Origin of the sequence: Sphingobium yanoikuyae, assembly GCF_013001025.1 — a bacterium.
Lineage (GTDB): Bacteria > Pseudomonadota > Alphaproteobacteria > Sphingomonadales > Sphingomonadaceae > Sphingobium > Sphingobium yanoikuyae_A.
Genome location: NZ_CP053021.1, coordinates 2,612,002 through 2,637,637, shown reverse-complemented (window position 1 = coordinate 2,637,637; position 25,636 = coordinate 2,612,002). Strand labels below are relative to the sequence as shown.

Annotated in this window: 24 protein-coding genes and 2 tRNA genes; 16 read left to right on the top strand and 10 right to left on the bottom strand. The window is 63.8% G+C overall.

Going from position 1 to position 25,636, the window contains the following annotated elements; translation table 11 throughout:
- Positions 1-38: 38 nt before the first annotated feature.
- Positions 39-2,936, top strand: coding sequence for a M16 family metallopeptidase (locus HH800_RS12930; RefSeq protein ID WP_169861322.1), 2,898 nt, complete (start codon positions 39-41; stop codon positions 2,934-2,936).
- 9 nt (positions 2,937-2,945) lie between these two features.
- On the opposite strand, the gene HH800_RS12925 is transcribed toward HH800_RS12930, so the two are convergent.
- Entirely contained in the window at positions 2,946-3,116 is a 171-nt protein-coding gene (locus HH800_RS12925) for a hypothetical protein (protein ID WP_169861321.1), read from the bottom strand.
- 227 nt (positions 3,117-3,343) lie between these two features.
- Between HH800_RS12925 and HH800_RS12920 the strand changes: the two genes are divergently transcribed.
- Positions 3,344-4,624, top strand: coding sequence for a metal-dependent hydrolase family protein (locus tag HH800_RS12920; protein ID WP_026109360.1), 1,281 nt, complete (start codon positions 3,344-3,346; stop codon positions 4,622-4,624).
- A gap of 47 nt (positions 4,625-4,671) precedes the next feature.
- On the opposite strand, the gene HH800_RS12915 is transcribed toward HH800_RS12920, so the two are convergent.
- Complete coding sequence (locus HH800_RS12915) at positions 4,672-5,259, bottom strand: TetR/AcrR family transcriptional regulator (protein ID WP_004207585.1); 588 nt, start codon at positions 5,257-5,259, stop codon at positions 4,672-4,674.
- Positions 5,260-5,375: 116 nt separating this feature from the next.
- Between HH800_RS12915 and HH800_RS12910 the strand changes: the two genes are divergently transcribed.
- The 4 genes from HH800_RS12910 to HH800_RS12895 all read left to right on the top strand — a co-directional run bounded on the left by HH800_RS12910 (position 5,376) and on the right by HH800_RS12895 (position 11,822).
- Positions 5,376-6,584, top strand: coding sequence for an efflux RND transporter periplasmic adaptor subunit (locus HH800_RS12910; protein WP_161733225.1), 1,209 nt, complete (start codon positions 5,376-5,378; stop codon positions 6,582-6,584).
- A gap of 3 nt (positions 6,585-6,587) precedes the next feature.
- Positions 6,588-9,767 (top strand): efflux RND transporter permease subunit, encoded by a 3,180-nt coding sequence (locus tag HH800_RS12905; protein ID WP_004207583.1) that lies wholly within the window; start codon positions 6,588-6,590, stop codon positions 9,765-9,767.
- Between the two features lie 2 nt (positions 9,768-9,769).
- On the top strand, positions 9,770-11,188 hold the full coding sequence (locus HH800_RS12900; RefSeq protein WP_169861320.1) for an efflux transporter outer membrane subunit: 1,419 nt from the start codon (positions 9,770-9,772) through the stop codon (positions 11,186-11,188).
- Between the two features lie 94 nt (positions 11,189-11,282).
- A complete protein-coding gene (locus tag HH800_RS12895) occupies positions 11,283-11,822 on the top strand; it encodes a methylated-DNA--[protein]-cysteine S-methyltransferase (RefSeq protein ID WP_169861319.1) in 540 nt (179 codons plus the stop codon).
- 118 nt (positions 11,823-11,940) lie between these two features.
- Here the strand turns inward: HH800_RS12895 and HH800_RS12890 are convergent.
- The 4 genes from HH800_RS12890 to dapB form a co-directional block, all read right to left on the bottom strand.
- A tRNA-Arg gene (locus HH800_RS12890) sits at positions 11,941-12,017 on the bottom strand.
- A 75-nt stretch (positions 12,018-12,092) separates the two neighbouring features.
- Positions 12,093-12,479 (bottom strand): hypothetical protein, encoded by a 387-nt coding sequence (locus HH800_RS12885; protein ID WP_169861318.1) that lies wholly within the window; start codon positions 12,477-12,479, stop codon positions 12,093-12,095.
- A gap of 78 nt (positions 12,480-12,557) precedes the next feature.
- Positions 12,558-13,217 carry an endonuclease III gene (gene nth / locus HH800_RS12880; protein WP_169861317.1) on the bottom strand — a complete coding sequence of 220 codons (660 nt, stop codon included), beginning with the start codon at positions 13,215-13,217 and terminating at the stop codon, positions 12,558-12,560.
- A gap of 4 nt (positions 13,218-13,221) precedes the next feature.
- The gene (gene dapB / locus HH800_RS12875) at positions 13,222-13,986 is read right to left on the bottom strand and encodes a 4-hydroxy-tetrahydrodipicolinate reductase (RefSeq protein ID WP_169861316.1); all 765 of its coding nucleotides are present in this window, start codon (positions 13,984-13,986) and stop codon (positions 13,222-13,224) included.
- A 109-nt stretch (positions 13,987-14,095) separates the two neighbouring features.
- Here dapB and HH800_RS12870 point away from each other — a divergent pair, with 109 nt between their 5' ends.
- From HH800_RS12870 to HH800_RS12855, 4 genes are all read left to right on the top strand, one after another.
- Positions 14,096-14,779, top strand: coding sequence for a fumarylacetoacetate hydrolase family protein (locus HH800_RS12870; protein WP_169861315.1), 684 nt, complete (start codon positions 14,096-14,098; stop codon positions 14,777-14,779).
- 23 nt (positions 14,780-14,802) lie between these two features.
- A complete protein-coding gene (locus tag HH800_RS12865; RefSeq protein ID WP_169861314.1) occupies positions 14,803-15,102 on the top strand; it encodes a polyhydroxyalkanoic acid system family protein in 300 nt (99 codons plus the stop codon).
- Between the two features lie 62 nt (positions 15,103-15,164).
- Complete coding sequence (locus tag HH800_RS12860) at positions 15,165-15,476, top strand: hypothetical protein (RefSeq protein ID WP_038292597.1); 312 nt, start codon at positions 15,165-15,167, stop codon at positions 15,474-15,476.
- Between the two features lie 16 nt (positions 15,477-15,492).
- Entirely contained in the window at positions 15,493-16,191 is a 699-nt protein-coding gene (locus HH800_RS12855; protein WP_169861313.1) for an NAD-dependent deacylase, read from the top strand.
- A gap of 6 nt (positions 16,192-16,197) precedes the next feature.
- On the opposite strand, the gene HH800_RS12850 is transcribed toward HH800_RS12855, so the two are convergent.
- From HH800_RS12850 to HH800_RS12840, 3 genes are all read right to left on the bottom strand, one after another.
- A complete protein-coding gene (locus tag HH800_RS12850) occupies positions 16,198-17,178 on the bottom strand; it encodes a FecR family protein (RefSeq protein ID WP_235681876.1) in 981 nt (326 codons plus the stop codon).
- Positions 17,147-17,752, bottom strand: coding sequence for an RNA polymerase sigma factor (locus tag HH800_RS12845; protein WP_004207570.1), 606 nt, complete (start codon positions 17,750-17,752; stop codon positions 17,147-17,149). The genes HH800_RS12850 and HH800_RS12845 overlap by 32 nt, the downstream gene beginning before the upstream one ends.
- 171 nt (positions 17,753-17,923) lie before the next feature.
- Entirely contained in the window at positions 17,924-18,124 is a 201-nt protein-coding gene (locus HH800_RS12840; protein ID WP_169861311.1) for a hypothetical protein, read from the bottom strand.
- Between the two features lie 119 nt (positions 18,125-18,243).
- Between HH800_RS12840 and HH800_RS12835 the strand changes: the two genes are divergently transcribed.
- The 4 genes from HH800_RS12835 (at position 18,244) to HH800_RS12820 (ending at position 22,661) form a co-directional block, all read left to right on the top strand.
- Positions 18,244-18,328 (top strand) — tRNA-Leu (locus tag HH800_RS12835).
- A 63-nt stretch (positions 18,329-18,391) separates the two neighbouring features.
- Positions 18,392-19,981: a trigger factor gene (gene tig, locus HH800_RS12830; RefSeq protein ID WP_169861310.1), complete on the top strand. Its 1,590-nt coding sequence runs from the start codon at positions 18,392-18,394 to the stop codon at positions 19,979-19,981.
- Between the two features lie 256 nt (positions 19,982-20,237).
- Positions 20,238-21,647: a hypothetical protein gene (locus HH800_RS12825; protein WP_169861309.1), complete on the top strand. Its 1,410-nt coding sequence runs from the start codon at positions 20,238-20,240 to the stop codon at positions 21,645-21,647.
- A gap of 42 nt (positions 21,648-21,689) precedes the next feature.
- On the top strand, positions 21,690-22,661 hold the full coding sequence (locus HH800_RS12820; RefSeq protein WP_169861308.1) for a glycosyltransferase family 2 protein: 972 nt from the start codon (positions 21,690-21,692) through the stop codon (positions 22,659-22,661).
- On the opposite strand, the gene HH800_RS12815 is transcribed toward HH800_RS12820, so the two are convergent.
- Positions 22,643-23,272: an HdeD family acid-resistance protein gene (locus HH800_RS12815; protein ID WP_169861307.1), complete on the bottom strand. Its 630-nt coding sequence runs from the start codon at positions 23,270-23,272 to the stop codon at positions 22,643-22,645. The genes HH800_RS12820 and HH800_RS12815 overlap by 19 nt on opposite strands.
- Before the next feature lie 131 nt (positions 23,273-23,403).
- Between HH800_RS12815 and clpP the strand changes: the two genes are divergently transcribed.
- Both clpP and clpX read left to right on the top strand, forming a co-directional pair.
- Positions 23,404-24,039, top strand: a complete 636-nt coding sequence (clpP, locus tag HH800_RS12810; protein WP_004207564.1) for an ATP-dependent Clp endopeptidase proteolytic subunit ClpP — start codon at positions 23,404-23,406, stop codon at positions 24,037-24,039.
- A 133-nt stretch (positions 24,040-24,172) separates the two neighbouring features.
- Complete coding sequence (clpX, locus tag HH800_RS12805) at positions 24,173-25,441, top strand: ATP-dependent Clp protease ATP-binding subunit ClpX (protein ID WP_004207563.1); 1,269 nt, start codon at positions 24,173-24,175, stop codon at positions 25,439-25,441.
- The last annotated feature ends 195 nt before the right edge of the window (positions 25,442-25,636 follow it).

Below are 25,636 nucleotides of genomic sequence, written 5' to 3'. Positions count from 1 at the left end.
GTGGTCATTCAGGAAAATGCCGTTAGGCTCCCCTGCCTATGCGTTTGACCTCTCGCCGTTCGGCCGCTTCGCTCACCATTCTTGCCCTGCTTCTGTCGGGCTCTCCCCTGCCGCTGGCGGCCAGGACCGATCCTTCGGTCGCCGGGGCAAAGGCTGCGCCAGGCGGCAGCCAGGCGGATATCCGCCCCTGGCTCTACGAAAATAGTGACGTGCCGATCGACACGGCGTGGCGGTTTGGCACGCTGTCCAACGGGCTGCGCTATGCCATCCGCCGCAATGGCGTGCCGCCGGGGCAGGTGTCGATCCGCCTGCGCATCGACGCCGGATCGCTGATGGAGCGTCCCGATGAGCAGGGCTATGCCCATTTCATGGAGCATCTGTCGATGCGCGGGTCGCGCCATGTGCCCGATGGCGAGTCGAAGCGCATCTGGCAGCGGCTGGGCGTAACCTTCGGCAGCGACAGCAATGCCGCGACCACGCCGACCGGCACCACCTATGCGCTCGACCTGCCCCAAGCCAATCAGGCGAGCCTTGGCGAAAGCCTGAAAATTCTGGCCGGCATGATGGCCGACCCCAATATCGTCGACAGCGCGGTCGATGCCGAGCGGGCGGTGGTGCTGGCTGAACGGCGCGAGAGCGACGGGCCGCAGATGCGCATTTCTGACGCCAGCCGCCAGCATTTCTTCGCCGGCCAGGCCTTGGCCGACCATGCGCCGATCGGCACGGTCGCTACGCTCAACGCGGTGACCGCGGCCAAGGCTGAAGCCTTCCACCAGCGCTGGTATCGCCCGGAAAACACGGTGATTGCGATTGCCGGCGATATCGACCCGGCGCTGGCCGAACAATTGCTCAAGGATAATTTTGCCAGCTGGCAGGATAGCGGCAAGGGCGCCGAGCAGCCCGATTTCGGAGAACCGGACGCCAAGGCGCCGGCTACCCGCGTCGTGGTGGAACCGGGCTCGCCGACGGGCCTCACCATGGCCTGGTTGCGTCCGTGGAAGCCCCATGCCGACACGATCGTCTATAATCAGGACAAGCTGACCGACATGCTGGCGCTGCAGATCGTCAGCCGGCGGCTGGAGCAGGCGGCACGGGCAGGGGGCAGCTTCTTGGCGGCAGGCGTCGATCAGCAGGATATCAGCCGGTCGGCCGACGGCACCTTCATCACCATCACGCCCACCGGCGAGAATTGGGAGAAGGCGCTGGCCGATGTGCGTGCGATCATCGAGGATGCGAAGGCCGCGCCGCCGACCCAGCAGGAAATCGACCGCGAATATGCGCAGCTCGACACGGCGCTGGCGATCCAGGTCGAAAATGCCGACACGGAAGCCGGGGCGAAGCAGGCGAGCGATCTGGTGAGCGCGGTGGACATTCGCGAAACCACGGTCAGCCCGCAGGCGGCGCTCGACATCTTCCGTTCTGGCAAGCCGGCGATGACGCCGCAGAAGATACTGGATTGCACCCGCCGCCTCTTTTCCGCCGGGGTGTTCCGGGCGATGCTGATCACCGGCAAGGTCGAGGCGGGGCAGGACCAGAAGCTGGCTGCTGCGCTCGCCGCGCCGGTCAAGGCGGCGACCAATGCTCGGCTGGCCGACAAGGCGGTGACGATGGACGACCTGCCCAAATTCGGTGCGCCCGCGACCGTCGTGTCGCGCACGCCGGTCGGGTTGCAGGGCATGGAGAGCATCACCTTCTCCAATGGCGTCAAGCTGACCTTGTTTGCCAATGATGCGGAGACCGAGAAGGTGCGCATCAATGTCCGCTTCGGTCATGGCCAGCAGGCCTTTTCACCCACCAAGCCGGTGGCAAGCTGGGCCGGCGATTATGCGCTGGTGGCCAGCGGCATCGGCAAGCTGGGCCAGCGGGAACTGGACGACCTGACCAATGGCCGGCGCATGGGCATGCAGTTTTCGACCGACGATGACGCGTTCGAATTGCAGGCGGTGACCCGTCCGGCCGATTACAAGGACCAGTTGCGCCTGTTTGCCGCCAAACTGTACCAGCCGGGCTGGGATCCGGCACCGATCGCGCGGGTGAAGACCGGCGCCTCGGTCGCCTATGACGCGATGTCGCGCGCGCCCGATGGCGTGCTGGGGCGCGACCTCAACTGGCTGCTGCATGACAAGGATGTGCGGTTCCGCACCCCGTCCAAGGCGGAAATCGACGCGCTGACGCCGCAGAGCTTCCGCCAGACCTGGGAGCCGATCCTGGCTTCGGGACCGATCGAGATCCAGATTTTCGGCCAGGTGAAGGCCGAAGAGGCGATCCAGGCCGTGGCGGCGACCTTTGGCGCGATGCCGGCTCGCCCCGACGTGCCGGTGCCGGCCGCGAACAAGGTGCAGCGTTTCCCCGCCCATGTCGAACAGCCGGTCATCCTGCGCCATGACGGCGACAAGGAACAGGCGGCCGCCGTCATGGCCTGGCCGACGTCCGGCGGTTTTACAATGACCAAGGAGGCGCGCCAGCTCGAAATCCTGACCCAGATCTTCAATGACCGGCTGTTCGACAAGCTGCGCTCGACCGAGGGCGCTGCCTATTCGCCCAGCGTGCAGAATAGCTGGCCCTTCTCCTATGACAGTGGCGGCTATATCTTGGTCACCAGCCAGGTGCGGCCCGACCGGGTCAATTATTTCTACAGCGTCGTGAAGGAAACGGCCGCCGATCTGGCGAAAACGCCGATCAGCGCCGACGAACTGCAACGGGCCGTGGCACCGATGCGGCAGTTGTTGATGCGCGCCAGCACCGGCAATGCCTTCTGGATGGGGCAGATGGAGGGATCGACCCATGATCCCCGCTATGTGCAGGCGATGCAGACCATGAGCCAGGATCTGCTCAACGTCACGCCGGCCGATATCCAGGCGCTGGCCACCAAATATCTGGTGCCGGGCAAGAGCTGGTCGGCGGTGGTGCTGCCACAGGGCGTCGCCGCCGAATAGGCGGCTGGATCAGGCGGAGGCGACTTGCGCGTCCTCCGCCTGCAGCAATTGCTCGTAGAGCCGCGCATATTCCAGATGCATGTTGCGGAGCGCCGGTGTGGCCGATCGCGCCGCCAACTGGCGATTGCGGTCGCGTCGCTGCTCGAAATAGGCGCGGCCGAAATTCGCTTCCAGATCCATGAAATACCTCCCTCGATTGATCCTCCAATGGGTGGGGCGCCAACAGGTTGCGGGCAGGGCAGGGGCTTGCGGTGGACGGGGGTGAAACAGGGGCGGGCGGCACCATGCTGACATCCATCTTTGCCCTTGATGCCGGCTGGCCTTGGTCGCTAGGTCAGGGGCTTGGGGCAATGATGATCCGGCCATACGCGGCCCGGACATCGATCGCCCAAGGGGATTTGCATCGCATGTTGAAGACTGTCCGGGCATCGGCCATGGCCACCACCATCCTGTTGTCGCTGGCTGCCGCGCCGGCGCTTGCCGAGCAGGTGGTCGTCACTGCGGACCATATGGTCGATGTGCTGGCCGGCAAGACGGTCGATCATCCGGCCATCTTCATCACCGATGGTCGCATTACCGGCATTGCCGACGCGCGCACCGTGCGCTGGGGAAGCGACGTCCGCCATATCGACCTGTCGGGCAAGACCATCCTGCCGGGCCTGATCGACATGCACGTCCATTTGACCAGTCTGGCGGAAGTGGGCGGCTATCAGGGGCTCCGCTACACCGACAGTTTCTGGACCGCTGTGGGCGTCAAGAATGCGCGGATCACGCTGAAGGCCGGTTTTACCACGGTGCGCAATGTCGGGTCGGCCGATTTCGCCGATGTGGGCCTCAAACAGGCGATCGAGGAGGGGCAGATTGTCGGGCCGCGGATCATCCCGGCCGGCTATGCGATCGGCGCAACTGGCGGCCATTGCGATGGCGGTGGCCTGCCGCCCTCAATGGACCGCAAGGAGCCTTCGGTGGTCGACAGCCCGCAGGAGGGCCGCGCCAAGGTGCGCTGGCTGCACAAATATGGCGCGCGCGTGATCAAGATCTGTGCGACCGGCGGCGTCTTCTCGCTGGGCGACGCGGTTGGCGCCCAGCAACTGAGCTTTGACGAGATGAAGGCGATTGCCGACGAGGCGCATATGCTGGGCCTCAAGGTTGCGGCGCACGCCCATGGCAATGACGGTATCCGCACCGCGATCGAAGCCGGGATCGACACGATCGAACATTGCAGCCTGGCCGATGACGAGACGATCAAGCTGGCGGCCAGCAAGAAGACCTGGTTCGACATGGATATCTATAATGACGATTATATCCTGGCGACGGGCACGGCCAATGGCACCGAACAGGAAAGCCTGGACAAGGAGAAACTGATCGGGCGTCTCCAACGCGAAACCTTCCGCAAGGCGGTGAAGGCGGGCGTGCCGATGCTGTTCGGCACCGATGCCGGCGTCTATCCCCATGGCGACAATGGCAAGCAATTCGCCAAGATGGTCGAATGGGGCATGACGCCGATGCAGGCGATCCAGGCGGCGACCGTCAGCGGCGCCAAGGCGCTGGGCTGGGAAGCCGATGTCGGCGCGATCGCCGTCGGCCGCTATGGCGACATCGTTGCAGTGCAGGGTGATCCTCTCAAGGATGTGACGTTGCTGCAGCATGTCAGCGACGTGGTGAAGGGCGGCGAACTGGTGGAGTGATCCGCCGCTGCCGGTTCACGATCGGTGTGAACCGGCTTTCGCTGCGATCAGCGCACGGCCTTCAGGCCTGCCACGATCATCTGGGCGGCGCGCCGGGCCGACGCCTCCGGGCTGAGATTGGGGCGCGACAGGCTGCGATGGCCCAGGCCGAACATGCAGGCCAGGATCATCTCCTCCGCGCCGTCCAGTGCCTCGCCCGAAAGCTCAGGATTGGCGGCGCAGGCAAAGTCGCGAATATCGTCGCGGAAACGGCCGCACATGGTGCCGATCATCTCGCCGACCGTCGGATTGCGGAAGCTTTCGGCCAGGATGTCGAACGACAGCGCCTCATCCTTTTCGTCAATGACGTGCAGCATCAGTTGCTCGAACGTATCGTCGATGCTCAACTCGCCACTGTCGAGTCGTTTGCGCAGGATATCAACGTCCTCCGCCCACTGGTCGGCGTCGGCATGGACGATAGCCTCGATGATATCTTCCTTTCCTTTGAAAAGCCGATATATTTGCCCCACTGATACCTGTGCGGCGGAAGCGAGTTCGGCCATGGACGTCTGGTGGAAACCATGGCTGTTGAACAGGTCTCGCGCCGCTGCAAGTACACGGTCGCGACTGCTTTTTTCATGCTGCGCTGCAACCATTTTACCCTCGGAAAATTGTTTTTCTCTTGAATTCCCTCTGACAGCTTCTTAGGTGCGCGGCAAGCGGAATGAACGTTCATTCCGGTCCTGCGATATTTATCGGATTGGGAAAATTGATGCAAAAGGGGAACTTCTTCGGATTGCTGGCCTGTGTTTCGGCCCTTGCGCTGAGCGCTTGCGGTCAGGAAGCGCCGCCCGCACCGCCGCCGCCGAGCGTGGGCGTGGTGACGCTCAAGACCGAGTCGGCACCGTTGCTGAACGAACTGCCGGGCCGCATTTCGGCCTTTGAAACGGCCGAAGTCCGGCCGCAGATCAGCGGCGTGATCCGTCGCCGCCTGTTTACCGAAGGCGGTACTGTCCAGGCCGGGCAATTGCTCTACGAGATTGAGGACGCGCCCTATCGCGCGGCGCTCGCCCAGGCCCAGGGCTCGTTGGCCAATGCCCAGGCGGCGATCCGCTCGACCGGGCTGCAGGCTCAGCGCTACAAGGATCTGGTCGGCATCAACGCGGTGTCGAAGCAGGAATATGATGACGCGGCGGCTGCGGCCCAGCAGGCTCGCGCCAATGTTGCGGCGCAGCAGGGCGCGGTACAGGCAGCGCAGGTGAACCAGAATTTCACCCGCATCCGCGCGCCGATTTCGGGCCGTATCGGCCGTTCGCTGCTGACGCCGGGCGCACTGGTCCAGACCGGCCAGGCCGATCCGCTGACCACCATCCAGCGCACCGACCGCGTCTATGTCGACGTGACCCAGTCGGCCGCGCAGATCATCGACCTCAAGCAGGCGATGAAGGCTGGCGGCATCAGCGAGGCGCAGGGCGCCCGCATCCAGCTGATCCTGCCCAATGGCAGCGTCTATCCGGGTGAAGGCCGCCTGCAATTTGCCGACGTGACGGTGGATTCCAGCTCGGGCGCGGTCACGCTGCGCGCGATCTTCCCCAACGCCGACGGCCTGTTGCTGCCGGGCATGTATGTCCGCGCCAAGCTGATCGAGGGTGAGCGCACCCAGGCGATCCTGGCCCCGCAGCAGGGCATTTCGCGCGACGCGCGCGGCCGGGCTACGGCGATGGTCGTGGGCAAGGACAACAAGGTCGAGATGCGCCAGGTCACCGTCGACCGCGCGATCGGCGACAAGTGGATCGTCACCAGCGGCCTGAAGCCGGGCGATCAGCTGATCGTTGAAGGCCTGGTCAATCTGCGCCCCGGCACGGTGGTGAAGCCCGGCGCGCCGCAGCAGGTGACCGCGCCTGAAGGCGGCGCTGCCGCCCAGGGCGGCGCGAAGCCGGCCGCTGCACAAGGCGCGTCAAACGCGGGCGAGGCGCACTAAGCCATGGCCCGCTATTTTATCGACAGGCCCATCTTCGCATGGGTCATCGCCATCGTCATCATGCTGGCGGGCCTGCTCGCGATCCGGTCGCTGCCGGTCGCGCAGTTCCCGGAAATCGCCCCGCCGGCGGTGACGATCCAGACCACCTATCCCGGTGCTAACGCCCAGACGCTGGAAAGCACGACGACGCAGATCATCGAGCAACAGCTCAAGGGCATCGACAATCTGCGCTATTTCTCGTCCACCAGCGATGGTTCGGGCAATCTCAACATCACCCTGACCTTCGAGCAGGGCACCGATCCTGACATTGCGCAGGTGCAGGTACAGAACAAGCTGTCGCAGGCGACCCCCCTGTTGCCGCAGGAAGTGCAGCAACAGGGCCTGCGCGTGGGCAAGTCCACGTCCAGCTTCCTGCTCATCATGGCGGCCTATTCCGACGACGGCATCCATGACCAGGAAGACGCGGCGGACTTCATCGCGTCCAGCCTCCAGGATCCGCTGAGCCGCGTCACCGGCGTCGGCGATACCCAGCTGTTCGGTTCGCAATATGCGATGCGCATCTGGCTCGACCCCTACAAGATGGCCAATCTGGGCGTGACCACCGGCGACGTGAAATCGGCGATCACCGCGCAGAATGCCCAGGTGTCGGCCGGCCAGATCGGTGGTTCGCCTTCGCCCAAGGGCCAGGCGCTCAACGCCACCGTCACGGCCCAGTCGCGCCTGCGCACGCCGGAGGAATTCCAGAATATCCGCCTGCGCAGCAACAGCGACGGTTCGGTCGTGCTGATGAAGGATGTTGCCAAGGTCGAGCTGGGCGCGGAAACCTATGGTTTCGGCGTGAAGTTCAACGGCCATCCGGCATCGGGCTTCGGCATCAAGCTGGCACCGGGCGCCAACGCGCTCGACACGGTGGAAGCGGTCAAGGCACGCGTTGACCAGCTGTCGAAGAATTTCCCCAGCTGGGTCAAATATGACTTCCCGGTCGACAACTCGACCTTCGTCAAGCTGTCGGTGGAGCAGGTCGTCCATACCCTGTTCGAAGCCGTGCTGCTGGTGTTCGTCGTCATGTTCCTGTTCCTGCAGAACTGGCGTGCGACGCTGATCCCGACGATTGCGGTGCCGGTGGTGCTGCTGGGCGCGCTGGCAATCCTCAGCGCAGCCGGCTTCACCATCAACACCCTGACCCTGTTCGGCATGGTGCTGGCGATCGGCCTGCTGGTCGACGACGCGATCGTCGTCGTCGAGAATGTCGAACGTCTGATCCAGGATGAAGGGCTGAGCCCCAAGGAAGCGGCCAAGAAGTCGATGGACGAGATCAGCGGCGCGCTGATCGGCATCGGTCTGGTGCTGTCGGCGGTGTTCCTGCCCATGGCCTTCTTCGGCGGCTCGACCGGCGTCATCTTCCGCCAGTTCTCGATCACCATCGTGTCGTCGATGATCCTGTCGGTGCTGGTCGCGTTGATCCTGACCCCGGCGCTGTGCGCCACCATCCTCAAGCCCGCCTCGCACGGGCATAGCTGGAATGGGCCGATCGGTTCGATCCTCGGCCGCTTCTTCGACTGGTTCAACCGCACCTTCGACAAGGGCGTGGTGCGCTATGGCAAGGGCGTCGAGAAGGTCGAGCGCAGCTGGGTCCGGACCATGCTGGTCTATGGCCTGGTGGTGGTCGGCATGGCCTTCATCTTCCTGCGCCTGCCCAGCGGCTTCCTGCCGGACGAGGACCAGGGCATCATCATCAACCAGGTGTCGCTGCCCGCGGGCACGACGCTGGAAGAGACCGAGCGGGCCCTCGCCCGGATGCGCGACCATTATCTGGTCGACGAGAAGAAGAATGTCTCGGCCGTGTTCACGGTCGCCGGCTTCGGCTTCGTGGGCCAGGGCCAGAATGTCGGCATCGTCTTTGCCCGCATGAAGGACTGGCATGAACGGTCGGGTGCGGACAATCGCGTGCCCGCGATCGCCCTGCGCGCCAATATGGCGTTCCAGAAGATCTCGTCGGGCATGGCCTTCGCCTTCGTGCCGCCGGCCGTGCAGGAACTGGGCAACGCGTCCGGTTTCGACTTCCAGCTGCTCGATCAGGCCAATCTTGGTCATGAGAAGCTGCTGGAAGCCCGCAACCAGTTGCTGGGCATGGCGATGGGCGACAAGCGTCTGGCGCAGGTCCGTCCCAATGGCCTGGAAGATACGCCGCAGCTGAAGCTGAATGTCGATCAGGCCGCAGCCGGTGCGCTGGGCATCGCCCAGTCGGACGTCAATGACACGATCAGTACCAATCTGGGCGGATCCTATGTCAACGACTTCATCGACCGCGACCGCGTGAAGCGCGTCTATGTGCAGGCGGATGCACCGTTCCGTACCTCGGCCGACGCGATCAACGCCTATCATGTGCGTGGCAGCACGGGCGTGATGGCGCCGCTCTCCGCCTTCTCCACCACGGAATGGGTCCAAGGCCCGGCCCGTCTGGAACGCTATAATGGCGTGCCGTCGATGAACATCCAGGGCGCCCCGGCACCCGGCGTGTCGAGCGGCACCGCGATGCAGGCGATGGAAGAGTTCGCGGCCAAGCTGCCGGCCGGTATCGGCTATGCCTGGAACGGCATTTCCTATGAGGAACAGACCTCCGGTGGACAGGCGCCCTATGTCTATGCGCTTTCCATGCTGATCGTCTTCCTCTGCCTGGCTGCGCTCTATGAAAGCTGGTCGGTGCCGATTGCGGTCATGCTGGTCGTGCCCTTGGGCGTGCTCGGCGCGGTGATCGCGGCGACGCTGGCGGGCCTCAACAACGACATCTATCTGCAGGTGGGCCTGATCACGACCATCGGCGTGTCGGCGAAGAACGCGATCCTGATCGTGGAATTTGCCGAAGAGAAGATGCGCGAAGGGCTGCCGCCCGCCAAGGCGGCGCTGGAAGCGGGCAAGCTGCGTCTGCGGCCGATCCTGATGACCAGTTTCGCCTTCATCTTCGGCGTGCTGCCGCTGGCCGTGTCCAAGGGCGCGGGCGCGGGTGGCCAGAACGCCATCGGCTGGGCCGTGGTCGGCGGCATGCTGTCCGCCACCGTCCTCGCCATCTTCTTCGTGCCGGTCTTCTTCACCGTGGTGAAGCGGTTGTTCCGCGAACATCATGAAGGGGAAGAACAGCGTAACGCCGACGGCGAAACGCCGAACGCACCGCAGGAGGCATAAGAATGTTGCGTAATATCAAAGCAATGTCGGTCGCCTCTCTGGCGCTGACGCTGGCCGCCTGTGACATGGCGCCCAAATATGCCCGCCCCGAACTGCCGGTGCCGCAGGCCAGCCCCCAGGGGCCGGCCTATGCGGCCGCGGCGGACGGCGGCGCGGCGATCGTACCGGCCGATACCGCCTGGCGCGATTTCTTTACCGACCCGCGCCTGGTGCGGGTGATCGAGACGAGCCTCGCCAACAATCGCGACCTGCGGATCGCGGTGGCCAATGTCGAGCAGGCACGGGCACAGTATAAGGTGCAGCGGGCCGATCTGCTGCCGACCGTCGGGGCCACCGGCACGGCGACCTATTCGGAACAGCCATTGGTCCAGTTCGGCCAGAGCCAGCGCCTCAACACCGACGTCTATCAGGCACAGGTCGGCATCTCTGCCTGGGAAATCGATCTGTTCGGCCGGGTGCGGAACCTGACCAAGGCGGCGCAGGAGCAATATTTCGCCTCGGTCGAAAACCGCAATGCGGCCCAGACCGCATTGGTGGCGGAAGTGGCGACGGCCTGGGTGAACATGGCCGCCGATCAGGAATTGCTGTCGATCGCGCGGACGCTGGCGACCGCGTTCAAGGAGACGCTGGACCTCAACAAGGCCCGCTTCGACAAGGGCATCGCGTCCGAACTGGAAGTGCGCGAGGCACAGACCAGCTATGACCAGGCGCGGGCCGCCATCGCCAGCGCTACCACGCTGGTCGCGCAGGACCAGAATGCACTGAACCTGCTGGCGGGCACGACGCTCGGCAGCGAGGATCTGCCCTCGGCCCTGCCGGAAGGCCATGTCACGCTCGACAATCTGCCGGCGGAACTGCCCTCGACCCTGTTGCTGCGCCGGCCCGACATCGCGTCGGCCGAGCATCAGCTGATCGCGGCCAACGCCAATATCGGTGCGGCGCGGGCGGCCTTCTTCCCGCAGCTGTCGCTGACGGCGGCGCTGGGCACGGTCAGCCTTGGCCTGTCCGGCCTGTTCAAGTCGGGCAGCGACACCTGGTCGGTGGCGCCCAGTGCGACCCTGCCGATCTTCGACTTCGGCCGAAACAAGGGCAATCTGCGTTATGCCAGGGCGACCTATGACGCGATGCTCGCCACGTATGAAAAGAGCGTGCAGACCGGCTTCCGCGAAGTCGCCGATGCGCTCGCCCGGCGTGGCACGATGACCGATCAGGTCGAGGCGCAGACCTCGCAGCGCGATGCCGCGCGCAAGGCCTATGACCTGACGCAGGCCCGCTTCCGTGCGGGTGTCGACGGCTTCCTGCCGACCCTGGTGTCGCAGCGGACCCTGTCGAGCGCGGAGCAGAGCCTGGTGACGACGCGTCTGGCGCGGCTTACCAACATGATCGAGCTGTATCGTGCCATGGGTGGTGGCCTGAAATGATGCGGCCTGCCGCTTGCGGACTTTGACCGCAAGCGGCAGGAAGCGGGGGCGGGGATCATCGCCTATCTCCAGCGATGACGCATGGAGGATGACGATGACCCTGGCCTGTATGACGATGCCCTCTCCGGTCGGCGACCTGACGCTGGTTGCGAGTGACGAAGGATTGATGGCGGTCCTGTGGCCCGAGGATGATCCCGCCCGCGTCCGCCTGGGCGCCCGCTCCGAAGCGACCGACCACCCGGTGCTGCGCGACGCGGCTTCCCAGCTATCGGAATATTTCGCCGGCCAGCGGCAGCATTTTTCCGTCCCGCTGCATTTTCAGGGCACGGATTTCCAGCGCCAGGTCTGGGCCGCGCTGCTCGACATACCGTTCGGCGAGACGCGCAGTTATGCCGACATCGCCCGCGCCATCGGCCGCCCGACCGCGACCCGTGCCGTCGGCGCCGCCAATGGCCGCAACCCGATCTCGATCATTGCGCCCTGTCACCGGGTGGTCGGCAGCAACGGCGCGCTCACCGGCTTTGCCGGCGGCGTCGAGACCAAGAAATATTTGCTCGACCTGGAGAAGGGCGGGGACAATCTTTTTTCGTTCGCGCCAATGCCGGTTGCCGATGCTGGCGCGAGATCGGTTTAGGCCGCCTCGTCATCATGCGTTGATCGCATCACGGCTCAGAAATCGACCAATCGGCGCCAGCGTTCCGTAACGCTAAAATAGGAAACTGCGCGTCAGCCAGCCGATCTATGCGGCGGTTTGGTGCACCCAAGTGGATTCGAACCACTGGCCTTTGCCTTCGGAGGGCAACGCTCTATCCAGCTGAGCTATGGGTGCGTGACGCTGGTCAGAAGGGGCGCTTAGCAAAGGGCTTCGAACCGCGCCAGCCACAAAATCACCTGTTCCCGAAACTTATTTCGGGGCCTTCATCATCGGCTGGAATTTGCCCAGGCCACAGCTGGCACCCGGTTGCAGGCCGGGGCCGGCATTGAACAGCACGGTGATGATGTCGACCGAACAGAGCTGGGACATGCTGGTGCGATAGGAAAAGCGCCGCTCGAAGCCCAGGCTGGGGCAGCTGTTGGGCAGGCTGTTGCGGTAGATCTTCTTGCCGCTCACCTCGAAATCGATGGTGCGATCGTCGCGCACGCTGCTCGACCGGATCTGGCTTATCGAGATGCAATCGACCGGATCGCCGCTGGGCACGTAGGGATCCGGCTTGTCCTTGGTCTTGGCCAAAGCAGGTGTCAGGCCACAGGCCAGCAGCAGGCCGGCGGTGAGAATGGGGCGGATGGACATTGTCTCTCTCCTTCGTGCTGACGAGACGATTCGCGGAGCTGATTTCCGTACCGATCCTAGCACCGCCGTCCGGCGCGATCAGGCGGCTTTTGCGATGCTGCCGGGTTCCGGCGTCTTGGGCTTGAAGCGGCACAGGTCCGACACGATGCAGCGCCAGCATTCGGGCTTGCGCGCCTTGCAGACATAGCGGCCATGCAGGATCAGCCAGTGATGGGCGTCGCGGCGGAAGGGCTGGGGCACGCGCTTTTCCAGCTTGTCCTCGACCGCCTGCACCGTCTTGCCCGGCGCCAGGCCGGTGCGGTTGCCGACGCGGAAGATATGGGTGTCGACCGCGAAGGTTTCCTGCCCGAAGGCGGTGTTGAGCACGACGTTGGCGGTCTTGCGGCCGACGCCGGGCAGGGTGGTCAGCGCGTCGCGATCCTGCGGCACCTCACCGCCGAAATCGCGCGCCAATATCTCGGACAGGGCGATGACATTCTTCGCCTTGGTGTTGAACAGGCCGATCGTCTTGATGTGCTGCTTGAGCGCATCCTCGCCCAGGTCGACCATCTGCTGCGGCGTTTCGACCTCGCGGAACAGGGCGCGGGTCGCCTTGTTGACGCCGACATCGGTGGCCTGCGCAGACAGGGTGACCGCGACCAGCAGCTGATAGGCATTGCCATATTCCAGCTCCGTCACCGGCGCCGGATTGGCCTCTGCCAGGCGGCTGAAAAAGTCGAAGATCTGGCCCTTGTTCATGGCATCAGAGCCCCAGCACGCCCTTCATGTCATAGCGGCCGACCGGCTGGCCGGCGAGCCAGCGGGCGCCCTTGATCGCGCCGCGCGCGAAGATGTTGCGGTTTTCGGCGCGATGGCCCAGTTCGATCCGCTCGCCCTCGGTCGCCAGGATGACCTGATGGTCGCCCGCGACCGATCCGCCGCGCAGCGCGGCAAAGCCGATCGCGCCCTTCGCCCGCGCGCCGGTGATGCCGTCGCGGCCACGTTCGCTATGGTCGGCCAGCGTGATGCCGCGTCCCTTCGCCGCCGCTTCGCCCAGCAGCAGCGCGGTGCCGGACGGCGCGTCCACCTTGTGGCGGTGATGCATTTCGACGATCTCGATATCCCAATCGTCGCCCAGGCTGGCGGCGGCCTTCTCCACCAGCGCAGCGAGCAGGTTGACGCCGAGCGAGGTATTGCCGGTCTGCAGCACCGGGATGCGGACCGCCGCCTGGTCGATCAGCGCATGATGCTCAGCTTCCAGCCCCGTCGTGCCGATCAGCACCGGCTTGTTCGCGGCGATGCAGGCGTCGAGATTGGCGGAAAGCGCGGCTGGCACGGAAAAGTCGATCAGCACATCGGCCGCCTGTGCCAATGCCTGCGGATCGCTGGTGATCGCGACGCCCGGCGCCAACTCGCCGCTGCCGTCGCGATCGGTGCCGCCCGCCACGGTCAGCCCGGCTTCCGCCGCGGCCTGCGCGATGGCGCGGCCCATGCGCCCGGAGGCGCCGAAAATCCCGATGCTGGTCATGCCCTGATCCGTTCCTTGGCTATAAGTCAGCGCGCGATGCCAGAGCGGCGCGGCTTTGTCATCCGGCACCATGAATTTCTTGGGAAAGGCGACCGACCATGGCTAAGAGATGGCCATGCTCGATCTTCCCCGACTCTCCGTTCCGACCCTGCCGATCGACGGCAGCGCCGATCGCTTTCCCGTCCGCCGCATCTTCTGCGTCGGGCAGAATTATGCCGAACATGCGCGCGAAATGGGCGGCGATCCCGATCGCGCGCCACCCTTCTTCTTCACCAAGCCGGCCGATGCCGTGGTCGAGAATGGCGCATCGCTGCCTTTCCCCCCGCGCACGCAGGATCTGCATCATGAGGTTGAACTGGTGGTCGCGCTCGGCGCGGGCGGCACGGATGTCGCGGTCGAGGATGCGCTGGCGCTGATCTATGGCTGGGCGGTCGGCATCGACCTCACCCGCCGCGATATGCAGGCGGTTGCCAAGAAGGCGGGGCGTCCCTGGGACATGGCCAAGGGCTTTGATCGCTCCGCGCCGATCGGCCCGATCCATCCCGGCACGCCGCCGGCCAGCGGCGCCATTGCGCTCAGCATCGATGGCGACCCGCGCCAGTCGGGCGACCTGTCCGACATGATCTGGTCGGTGCCCGAAATCATCGCCAATCTCTCCACCTATGTGGAACTGGCGCCCGGCGACCTGATCTTCACCGGCACGCCTGCCGGCGTCGGCCCGATCGCGCCCGGCCAGGCGGTGCAGGCGACCATCGCGGGCCTGCCGCCGCTCGACATCGCCTTTCAGAACTGACCATCAGAACAAGGACAAACAGGATGGATATCGACATTCCCCATGATCTCGGCCGTGACGAAGCCAAGCGCCGGGTGGAGCAGGGCCTGCCCAAGCTGGAGCAGCATATCCCCGGCGGCGGCACCATGACCGCCACCTGGCCGTCGGACTATACGCTGGACATGGAAATCTCGGCCATGGCCCAGACCATCCCGGTCAAGCTGCTGATCGAGGAGGACAAGGTGCGCGGCACCGTATCGATCCCGATGTTCCTCAAGATGATGTCCGGCCCGATCTCCGACTTCATCAAGACCAGCGCCCAGAAGATGCTGACCAAGGCGTAAGACAATGGCGCGGCCCTTGCGGCGAGGTTGAGCGGCCGTCCCGAACAGGAAAAGAGGTAAGGATGGATCGCTCAGGCCGGGATGTAGCCCTTCCGATGGAAATGCAGGGGCTCTGGATCGATGCGGATGATCCGACGGTCGAACTATCGGTAGACGGTGGTGAGGTCGCCTGCTTCGGCCGCATCGTGTCCTATGACTATAAGCTTGTCGCCACGGATGACGATGTGGTGACGGTCAGCCTGAAGGTCGATGATGAGGAGCGTGAGGATGATTTTCAGCGCGCCAATGTCACCGAACTGGTGATCACTCCAGAAGGCGAGATGCACGCCTATAATGTCCGGTTTGCCAGCCAGTTCATCCGGCGCAACAAATGAAGGGGGCGAACGTCGCATGACCGACATCCGCAACATCGTCATCCTTACCGGCGCGGGCATTTCGGCCGAGAGCGGGCTTGCCACCTTTCGCGGGCCGGATGGCTTGTGGGAGGGGCATCGGGTGGAGGATGTCTGCACGCCCGAAGCGCTGGCGCGTAATCCGGCCTTGGTGCATCGCTTCTATGACGAGCGGCGCGCGAAGCTGGCGGAGGTGGTCCCCAATCCCGCGCATGAGGCATTGGCCGCGCTCGACCGCGCCTGGCCGGGCGATCTGCTGATCGTCACCCAGAATGTCGATGACCTGCATGAGCGGGCCGGGGCGAGCCGGTTGCTCCACATGCATGGGGAATTGCAGTCCGCCCTCTGTGCCGCCTGCGGCAAGGCGGTGGCCTGGGCCGATCCGCTGCCGCCCGGCAGCGTCTGCGCCGGTTGCGGCGCGCCCAGCCTGCGGCCCGACATCGTCTTCTTCGGCGAAATGCCCTATGATATGGAGCGGATCGAGGAAGCGCTGGCGCAGGCCGACCTGTTCGTGTCGATCGGCACGTCGGGCGCGGTCTATCCGGCCGCCGGCTTCGTTCAGATGGCGCGTCATTATGGCGCTCGAACGCTGGAGCTCAATCTCGATCCGTCGGCGGGCAGCAGCTATTTCGAGGAAAGCCGGCTTGGCCCGGCAAGCAAACTTGTGCCCGAACTGGTAAGCGACCTGCTCGGCTGACCGGCCTTATTCGCTGGGCGCTGCCATGATGTCGGCGCCATCGGGTTCATCGCGATAAAGCAGCATCACCGATCCATCCTCGCCATTTACCGCGCGGATCGGCAGGCTCAGTTGCAGCGCGGAGAGGAATTCCTTGCTGTCGCTGACGCGGAAGCGCCCGCCGACCCGTAGCGAGGAGACGCGCGCGTCACCGATCAGGATCGGCGCGCGGCGATAGCGGTTGAACTCGCTGACCGCCTGCTCGATCGTTTCCCCGTCCAGCTCGACCATCTGGTCGCGCCAGGCCGTGCGCTGGTCGATCAGCTTGGGGCTGAGATGGGTGAGGTCGATGCTACGCGACTGGATCACGGCGCCGCTGCCGGCGCTGACCTTTTCCAGCCCGCTATTGCCCGAATGGACCGTCACCGTGCCTTGCGTGACGGTCAGTTCCACCACCGACGGGCGCATGCGGACGTTGAAAGCGGTGCCGACGGCGCGGATCTGGGCCGATCGCACCTCCACGTCGAACGGGCGGCCCTTGTCATGGGCCACGTCGAAGGAGGCTTCGCCCTTCAGTACGCGCACCTTGCGGCCGATGTCGGTGAAGCGGACTTCCGCCTCGCTATTGCTGTTGAGGTGCATGATGGAGCCGTCCGCCAGCGCGACGTCGCGGATCTGGCCGACCGCCGTCTCATAACGATCCACGCCGCTGAAAGTGCGGATGGTGACGATCGCGGCGACGATGAAGAAGGCGATGGCGATGCCGGCGGCGATCATGATGTTGCGCGACAGGCGGCGCTGCTGTTCCTCGCTGACGATCGCTTCGAGCGGGGGCAGATTGACTTCGGCAGCGGCGCTCTTCAGCCGCTCGGCCGCGTCCCAGGCGGCTTCGGCGCGGGCAAAGGCCACGCCATGGCGCGGATCGGCCTCGATCCACGCACATATCTCGTCTTCGTCCTGGGGAGTAGGGTCGCTGTTAAGCCTGGCCAGCAGGCGCGCGGCTTCCAACGCGATCGCGTCCCTGTCCCCGCTGTTTGAACCTGGTCCCGACGCCTGCACGTTCGAAATCCGTTTCCTCACGTTCTGCCCAGGCCCGCATAACTATGCCGATCGCTTTGGCCAGATGTTTTTCAACAGTAGAAACGGACAGAGACATTTCCTCCGCTATTTCCAGCATCGATTTTTCGTGAATACGGCGAAGAATGAAGACGCGGCGGCACTGGGTGGGCAGCGAATCGACGATCGCCTCGACCTGGCGGAGCGCCTCGCGGGCGTGGAGCTGTGCCTCGATGGTGTTTTCGCCGCCCAGCAATTCCAGATCGGCGATCGTCTCGAAGCTCACCACCTTGTTGCGGCGGGCGGTGTCGATGACGAGGTTGCGGGCGATGGTGAAGAGATAGGCGCGCCCGGTGGTGACATTTTCCCAGTTCTCCGTGGCATAGGCACGGGCAAGAACTTCGGCGACCATATCCTCCAGCTCGTGGGTGGAGGGCAAAATGCGACGCAGGCGACCCCTCAAGGCAGCTTCCTGCGGCAAAATCACGGTCTTGAACCACTCTAGCTTGGCGCGAACCCTATGCACGTCGACCCCCTTTTATGTCAGCGCGCCTCTCCTGAATTTCTTTTTGTTGTCACATTTCAATCATGGATTCCGGGGGGTGTCCAGCACGTGATTACGCATATTCCGTAATCCGCCATAAAAAGTTCCACCCTGTTGCAAAAAAGTTTTCAGGGGCCTTCTTTTGTTGCGTGGTTACGAAATTATGTCAGGCGGAACCTCGTCCGGCGCGCTGTCGGGCTGGTCATAATCGGGTTCGCTGGGGATGATTTCGGGCGGCTCGTTGATCGGAGTCTCGTCCGGAGTCGCGGGGGGCGGCGTTTCGGGCGGCGACTGGGGTTCGATCCGGTCGGGCGGGGGCAGGGTGTCGGGCGCTGGATCGGGCTGGGTGGCCATGCTATGCTCTCCTGCAAAGAAGAAGCTACGCGCGGGCAAGGACGCCGGTTCCACCAATGCATCCATATCCCTTGCTCTCGCCAATGCTTTTCTCTATGCCGCGCCGACCGGCGACCGATGCGGGCGTGGCGAAACTGGTAGACGCGCCAGATTTAGGTTCTGGTATCGCAAGATGTGGGGGTTCGAGTCCCTTCGCCCGCACCAGTGTCAGGCTTGGCTTGATCCGGCGCCAACGAGATTCAGCTAAGAAAGCGTTTGAGAGAAGAGATGCAGACTGTCGAGACGTTGAACGAGGGCCTGAAGCGCGCCTACACCGTGACCATCACGTCGAAGGATATCGACGCCCGCGTTGAGAAGGAAGTGCTGGCGATTGCGCCGCAGGTGCGCATGCCCGGCTTCCGCCCCGGCAAGGTGCCGGCGAACCTCGTCAAGAAGATGCATGGTGAAAGCCTGCAGCGTGACGCGCTCAACAATTCCATCCAGGAAAGCGTTCAGAAGCTGATCGCCGACCAGAAGCTGCGTCCCGCGATGCAGCCTTCGGTCGAGCTGGACGAAAGCTTTGAGTTCGGCAAGGACGCGCAGGTCAAGGTGGAACTGGAAGTTCTGCCCGTGATCGAAGCACCGAGCATCGACGGTCTGAAGCTGGAGCGCCTGACTGCCGAAGTCAGCGACGCGCAGGTCGAGGAACAGGCCGGCCGCATCGCCACCCAGCAGGGCGCTCTGGAAGAATATGCCGCCAGCCACAAGGCGAAGGACGGCGACACGCTGGTCATCGACTTCGTCGGCAAGGTCGACGGTGAAGCGTTCGAAGGCGGTTCGGCCGAAGGCGTGAAGCTGAAGATCGGTTCGGGCCAGTTCATCCCCGGCTTCGAAGAACAGCTCGGCGGCGTGAAGAAGGGCGAAGAAAAGACCATCGAAGTCACCTTCCCCGAAGATTATGGCGCCGCGCACCTCGCCGGCAAGGCCGCGACCTTCGACGTGACCGTGCAGTCGGTGCTGAACGCCGACAAGCCCAAGCTCGATGACGACTTCGCCAAGTCGCTGGGCCTGGAAGGTCTCGACCAGCTCAAGGATCTGCTCAAGGGCCAGATCGAGCAGGAGCATAACGGCCTGACCCGCACCTACATGAAGCGCAAGCTGCTCGACCAGCTGGCCGCTTCGCACGACTTCGACGTTCCGCCGAGCATGGTGGAAGCCGAGTTCAACCAGATCTGGCAGCAGCTTCAGCATGAAGCCAGCCATGAAGCCGATCCGGAAGCCGCTCTGGCCGAAATGGAAGCCGAGAAGGAAGATTATCGCGGCATCGCCGTGCGCCGCGTGCGCCTGGGCCTGCTGCTGTCGGAAATCGGCCAGGCCAACAATGTCGTCGTTTCGGACAATGAAATGAACCGTCTCATCATGCAGGCTGCCCAGCAGTACAGCCCGCAGGATCGTGAGCGTTTCGTGCAGTATGTCCGCCAGGATCCGATGGCCGCCGCCCAGCTGCGCGCGCCCCTCTATGAGGACAAGGTCGTCGACTTCCTGTTCGAAAAGGCGGAAGTCAGCGACCGCGCTGTCAGCCGCGAAGAACTGGAAGCTGCGATCGAAGCCGAAGATGGCGATCTGAAGCCCCACGTCCACGGTCCGGGCTGCGGCCATGACCACGATCATGACGACAAGCCCAAGGCGAAGAAGGCCGCTGCCAAGAAGAAGGCCGAGCCCGCCGAGGCCGAAGCCGAGGAAGCGCCCGCCAAGAAGGCTCCGGCCAATAAGGCTGCCGCCAAGAAGGACGAAGCCCCGGCTGAGGAAGCTGCCGCCGAGGAAAAGCCCAAGGCGAAGAAGGCTCCCGCCAAGAAGGCCGCTGCCAAGGCTGAATAAGCCTTTCCAGCCAGCAAATCGGAACGCCCGCTCTTCCCCACAGGGAAGGGCGGGCGTTTTGCATGGGCGCGCGGGTGATTGGCTATGAGCCCTCGGCGCGAACGCCGGGATCATACGCGCTTTTCCTGATCTTTATTTTTGCGCTGCAATATATTCTGATGAAGGCCCGAAACTAGGGATCAGGCGATGAACTGATCGCGGAGGGCTTATGCAAGTCGTCAAGGGCGGTTCTGGTCGGGGTCTTGGGCAATTGCTGATGAACAGGTGGCTCCTGGTGGGCGTCTGCCTGTTCCTGTTTCTCGCCTTCTTCCTCCTGCGCTTTCCCGGTGAGCCGAACAGCGACAGCAACAGCCAATATCATCAGATCGTCACCGGCCGGTTCAACGACTGGCATCCGCCGCTGATGGCGCGGATCTGGGAAGCGCTGACCCTGTTCGGCGCGGGCACCGGGCCGATCTTCGCCTTCGACACGATCTTCTACGGCTGCGGCGTTGCGCTTCTGGCCAGCCTGCCGGCGCGACGCGGCCGGTGGCTCTGCGCCTATTGCATGATCTTCCTCGCGGCCCAGCCGATGCTGCTGATGATGAGCGTCAACATCGCCAAGGACATCATGATGGCGGTGATGCTGCTGCTGGCCGTGGCGATCATCGGGGCGGTGCAGGAAGGGCTCGTCGCCGCGCGGCCGGCCCGGACGCTGTGCTGGGTGCTGGCGCTGCTGATCGTCGTCATGGCGGCGCTGGTCCGCAGCAATGCGGTGTTCCTGGTTGCGCCGATGCTGGTCTTTGCCGGCCGGCCGGCGCTGATGGCACGGCCGGTGCTGATGCTGGCGCTGTCTGCGGTCGGCGGAGTGCTGCTGGTCCCGGCCAGCAATATCGTCAATCATCGCATCCTTGGCGCATCGGATGCCGGGGCGATCCGTTCGCTGCAGATATTCGACATCGCTGGCATCATGGTGCGGGGCGGGGATGATGTCCTGGCCGATCTGCCCGGCGCGCAGGCGCTGACGCAGGATGTCCATCGCTGCTACAGCCCGATCATGTGGGACACGCTGGCCTATGCTCACTGGAATTGTCATGTGCTCAAGAATGTCGAGCAGGCGATCCGGGATGGCGGGGGCGCATCGCTGTCGTCACGCTGGACTGGCGCGATCCGGCATCATCCGCTGGCCTATCTGCGCCATCGCCTGATCCATTATAATTCGACCCTCTATTTCTGGGTGCCGGTCCGTCATACCGAAGCCGTGCGCAAGTTGAACACCGCCGGCAACCGCGGCGGATCGTTCAAGAACCGGTTGCTGGACCAGGTCCGCTATTCGCCGCTGACCTCGCCCGTGATGATGGTCGCCATCGCGCTGGCGCTGCTGCCCTGGATCATTGCCGCGCTGCGCGCCTCGCGCGATGCGCTGCTGCGTGTCTGCGCGATATTGATATGGCTTGCCTTGATATATACAGGCACCTTCCTGCTTGTCGGGGTGGCGACCGATCAGCGCTATTTCTTCTTTACGACATTGGCGGTTTGCTTGGCCCTGCCGCTCGCATTGTCCGATGCGACGATAAGGGCCATGATGCGGCGACATTCGGCATTGGCGGTGGCAACGGTGGGTGTGCCGGCAGCCATATTGGCGCTGACCGTCGTTGCGCGATACATGTTGCCGCCGCCGGTCTGACGGGCGGCGGCCATATTTGGTCAGCATAGGTTGGGGCAATTTATGGATATGGACAATCTTTCGAACATTGGCGTGGGCCATCCCCGCGTCGCCGTTATCCTGCCCTGCTACAATGAGGCCGGGGCGATCGTGCAGACGGTGGAGGATTTTCGCCGTGCGCTGCCCCATGCCGAAATCTATGTCTTCGACAATAACAGCAGCGATGGCAGCCGCGAACTGGCGGCCGGCGCGGGCGCGATCGTTCGCCGCGTGGCGCAACAGGGCAAGGGCCATGTCGTGCGCCGCATGTTCGCCGATGTCGATGCCGATATCTACATCATGGCCGATGGCGACGCGACCTATGAAGCGGCCGCCGCGCCGCAGATGATCGCCGCCATGCTGCAGGATAATCTCGACATGGTGGTGGGCTGTCGCCGCGATCAGGTGGAGGCAGCCTATCGGCGTGGCCATCGCTTCGGCAACTGGGCGCTCACCAGCCTGTTGAAGCAGCTTTTCGGCCGCAGCTTCACCGATATCCTGTCGGGCTATCGCGTCTTCTCGCGCCGTTTCGTCAAGAGCTTCCCGGTGTTGTCCGCCGGCTTCGAGATCGAGACCGAGATCAGCGTCCATGCCCTCGAACTGGCGATGCCGGTGTCCGAAGTGATGACCGCCTATGGTGCGCGGCCTGAAGGATCGGTCAGCAAGCTGTCCACCTATCGTGACGGCTGGCGTATTCTGCGCACGATCATCACCCTCTATCGCATCGAGCGGCCGATCCTGTTCTTCGGCATCATCGCGGCCTTCCTCGCGGCGCTCGCGCTCGGCCTGGCCGTGCCGCTGATCGTCACCTATGCGCAGACCGGACTGGTGCCCCGCTTCCCGACCGCAATCCTGGTCACCGGCCTCATGATCCTGGCGACCTTGAGCGGCATGTGCGGCCTCATCCTCGACACGGTGGTGCGCGGCCGCCGCGAAGTGCGGCGGCTCGCCTATCTCACCTTCCGCGCGCCCAGCGACTACGCCTTGAAGGACTGAACCCGGCGGCGCAGTCGCATCGCCAGGATCAGCAGGGTGACGCCGGTCACAAGCGCATAGAAGCCGATGCCCCAGCCCAGCATGGCCACCGACACATGCGGGTTGGCAAGGGCCAAATAGAGGACGAACAGGCCCAGCAGCAGCGAGAGTAGCCCGCTCAGCGCCAGCAGCCATTCGCCCTCTATCTCCTTGCGAAGCCGGATCGCGGCAATGATCTCCAGTGCGCCGGCTATCACCGCCCAGCCGGCAATCATGAATACGGTCAGCAGCGCATAGGTGATCGTCATCGCGATCGGGGTGACGATGAAGATGATGCCGACGGCAATGCCCAGCAGCCCGCGCAGCAGCATCGCGCCCCAATGACGGCCATGGCCCATCCGGCGAAAGGCGCTGATCGCCGAGAATATGCCGTCGACCAGGGCATAGACCGCGAAGATCAGCGTCAGCGCGAACAGCGCGCTGAACGGGTAGGCCAGGGCGATGATGCCCAGGATGATCGAGACCACGCCGCGTAGCGCCAGCGCCTTCCAACCGAAGGAGAAGGCGGCGATCAGCCCCGGCCCGGCCCGGCCGTCATGGGGTGGAATATCGGAATGCACATCGGAAACCATCGGCTTGTTCCCCCTGTCGCGATTTGAAACGATTGTGGAACGGTAGGGGTGACACATGGTTCCCCCTTGAACCAGTCGGGTTTTGTGCCGATGTAGGGGACCGGGCAAAAGCACCTGACTGAAAGAGCACAATGACCAACATCATGCATGATCCCATGGCCGCGCTGGTTCCCATCGTCATCGAGCAATCGAACCGTGGCGAGCGCAGCTTCGATATTTACTCGCGTCTTCTGCGCGAGCGGATCATCTTCGTGACCGGCCAGGTCGAGGACCATATGGCCTCGCTGATCGTCGCCCAGCTTCTGTTCCTCGAATCGGAAAATCCGAAGAAGGACATCTGGATGTACATCAACTCGCCGGGCGGCGTCGTCACGGCGGGCATGGCGATCCACGACACGATGAAATATATCCGCCCCCAGGTCGGCACCGTCTGCATCGGCCAGGCCGCCTCGATGGGCAGCTTCCTGCTGGCCGCTGGCGAGCCGGGCAAGCGCATCGCGCTCAGCAACGCCCGCATCATGGTCCACCAGCCGTCGGGCGGCGCCCAGGGCATGGCGTCCGATATCGAGATCCAGGCCAAGGAAATCCTTCGGATTCGCCGCCGCCTCAACGATCTCTACGTGAAATATACCGGCCAGTCGCTGGAAGCGGTGGAGCGGGCGATGGACCGCGACACCTTCCTGGAGGCTGACGAAGCCAAGGCGTTCGGTCTGGTCGACGAAGTGTTCGATCGCCGCCCGGCCGCTGCGGAATCCGCGGAAGCCTAAAGGCGATCTTTACCGGGGCGCGGTACATCACCTCTTGTGAAACCGCCGTGCCCCGGTCTAGGATGGCCTTTGGACCAGAATATCCCCGGCCAGATCCGGCATGGTGCCGACGGCGGGGAGGAAAGATTGGCGAATGACTAAGCTTACGGGCTCCGATTCAAAAAGCACGCTTTACTGCTCCTTCTGCGGCAAGTCGCAGCATGAGGTGCGCAAGCTGATCGCGGGGCCGACCGTCTTCATCTGTGATGAATGCGTGGAACTGTGCAACGACATCATTCGCGAGGAGACCAAGGGCGGTCTCGTCGGCAAGAAGGATGGCGGCGTGCCGACCCCGCAGGAGATCTGCGATGTGCTCGACGATTATGTGATCGGCCAGAAGCGCGCCAAGCGCGTCCTGTCGGTCGCGGTCCACAATCATTACAAGCGCCTCAACCATGGCTCCAAGCCGGGCGAGGTGGAACTGGCCAAGTCGAACATCCTGCTTGTCGGCCCGACCGGCTGCGGCAAGACGCTGCTGGCGCAGACGCTGGCCAAGACCTTCGACGTGCCCTTCACCATGGCGGATGCCACCACGCTGACCGAAGCCGGCTATGTCGGCGAGGACGTGGAGAACATCATCCTCAAGCTGCTCCAGGCGTCCGACTATAATGTCGAGAAGGCGCAGCGCGGCATCGTCTATATCGACGAGATCGACAAGATCAGCCGCAAGGCCGAAAACCCGTCGATCACGCGCGACGTGTCGGGGGAGGGCGTGCAGCAGGCGCTGCTCAAGCTGATGGAAGGCACGACCGCCTCGGTTCCGCCGCAGGGGGGGCGCAAGCATCCGCAGCAGGAATTCCTGCAGGTCGACACGACCAATATCCTGTTCATCTGCGGCGGCGCGTTCGCGGGTCTGGAAAAGATCATCGGCGACCGTCTGGAGGCCAAGTCGATCGGCTTCGGCGCCCATGTCGCGGCGCCCGAAGAGCGCAAGACGGGCGAGCTGCTGCGTCAGAGCGAACCGGAAGATCTGCTGAAGTTCGGCCTGATCCCCGAATTTGTCGGCCGTCTGCCGGTGATCGCGACGCTGGAGGATCTGGACGTGACCGCACTGGTCAAGATCCTGGTCGAGCCCAAGAACGCGCTGGTCAAGCAATATGGCAAGCTGTTCGACATGGAGAATGTCGAACTGAGCTTCACCGACGACGCGCTGACCGCGATCGCGAAGAAGGCGATCGAGCGCAAGACTGGTGCCCGTGGCTTGCGTTCGATCTTGGAAGCGATCCTGCTCGACACCATGTTCGATCTGCCCTCGATGGAGGGCGTTGGTGAAGTGGTGGTCGACAAGGATGTCGTCGCCGGGACCAAGGAACCGATTCGCGTGTTCAGCGAGAAGGACAAGCGCGCGGAAGACGCCGCCTAGTTCATTCGCCGTTCAGGCTGGAACAAAAGGGGCCGGTGGACCATCCACCGGCCCCTTTTTCGTGCAAGTCTTTCGCACTGCACAAAATTTCCTGCGCCGTTGCATAATTGCACCACTGTTGGCGTGGTGTAAAATTTCGACATATTATACAATAAAATCAATGAGATAGATTGTGGTTTCGGCCTGTTTTTCAGT

Bases quoted from the DNA above. Each gene is read 5' to 3' on its own strand.
- nth (WP_169861317.1), bottom strand. From the start codon at position 13,217: ATGAACAAGGGCCAGATCTTCGACTTTTTCAGCCGCCTGGCAGAGGCC.
- dapB (WP_169861316.1), bottom strand. From the start codon at position 13,986: ATGACCAGCATCGGGATTTTCGGCGCCTCCGGGCGCATGGGCCGCGCC.
- HH800_RS12925 (WP_169861321.1), bottom strand. From the start codon at position 3,116: ATGGATCTGGAAGCGAATTTCGGCCGCGCCTATTTCGAGCAGCGACGC.
- HH800_RS12855 (WP_169861313.1), top strand. From the start codon at position 15,493: ATGACCGACATCCGCAACATCGTCATCCTTACCGGCGCGGGCATTTCG.
- HH800_RS12910 (WP_161733225.1), top strand. From the start codon at position 5,376: ATGCAAAAGGGGAACTTCTTCGGATTGCTGGCCTGTGTTTCGGCCCTT.
- HH800_RS12840 (WP_169861311.1), bottom strand. From the start codon at position 18,124: ATGGCCACCCAGCCCGATCCAGCGCCCGACACCCTGCCCCCGCCCGAC.
- HH800_RS12915 (WP_004207585.1), bottom strand. From the start codon at position 5,259: ATGGTTGCAGCGCAGCATGAAAAAAGCAGTCGCGACCGTGTACTTGCA.
- clpX (WP_004207563.1), top strand. From the start codon at position 24,173: ATGACTAAGCTTACGGGCTCCGATTCAAAAAGCACGCTTTACTGCTCC.
- HH800_RS12920 (WP_026109360.1), top strand. From the start codon at position 3,344: ATGTTGAAGACTGTCCGGGCATCGGCCATGGCCACCACCATCCTGTTG.
- HH800_RS12930 (WP_169861322.1), top strand. From the start codon at position 39: ATGCGTTTGACCTCTCGCCGTTCGGCCGCTTCGCTCACCATTCTTGCC.
- HH800_RS12905 (WP_004207583.1), top strand. From the start codon at position 6,588: ATGGCCCGCTATTTTATCGACAGGCCCATCTTCGCATGGGTCATCGCC.
- HH800_RS12885 (WP_169861318.1), bottom strand. From the start codon at position 12,479: ATGTCCATCCGCCCCATTCTCACCGCCGGCCTGCTGCTGGCCTGTGGC.
- HH800_RS12820 (WP_169861308.1), top strand. From the start codon at position 21,690: ATGGATATGGACAATCTTTCGAACATTGGCGTGGGCCATCCCCGCGTC.
- HH800_RS12865 (WP_169861314.1), top strand. From the start codon at position 14,803: ATGGATATCGACATTCCCCATGATCTCGGCCGTGACGAAGCCAAGCGC.
- tig (WP_169861310.1), top strand. From the start codon at position 18,392: ATGCAGACTGTCGAGACGTTGAACGAGGGCCTGAAGCGCGCCTACACC.
- HH800_RS12815 (WP_169861307.1), bottom strand. From the start codon at position 23,272: ATGGTTTCCGATGTGCATTCCGATATTCCACCCCATGACGGCCGGGCC.
- HH800_RS12825 (WP_169861309.1), top strand. From the start codon at position 20,238: ATGAACAGGTGGCTCCTGGTGGGCGTCTGCCTGTTCCTGTTTCTCGCC.
- HH800_RS12895 (WP_169861319.1), top strand. From the start codon at position 11,283: ATGACCCTGGCCTGTATGACGATGCCCTCTCCGGTCGGCGACCTGACG.
- HH800_RS12860 (WP_038292597.1), top strand. From the start codon at position 15,165: ATGGATCGCTCAGGCCGGGATGTAGCCCTTCCGATGGAAATGCAGGGG.
- HH800_RS12900 (WP_169861320.1), top strand. From the start codon at position 9,770: ATGTTGCGTAATATCAAAGCAATGTCGGTCGCCTCTCTGGCGCTGACG.
- HH800_RS12870 (WP_169861315.1), top strand. From the start codon at position 14,096: ATGGCCATGCTCGATCTTCCCCGACTCTCCGTTCCGACCCTGCCGATC.
- clpP (WP_004207564.1), top strand. From the start codon at position 23,404: ATGACCAACATCATGCATGATCCCATGGCCGCGCTGGTTCCCATCGTC.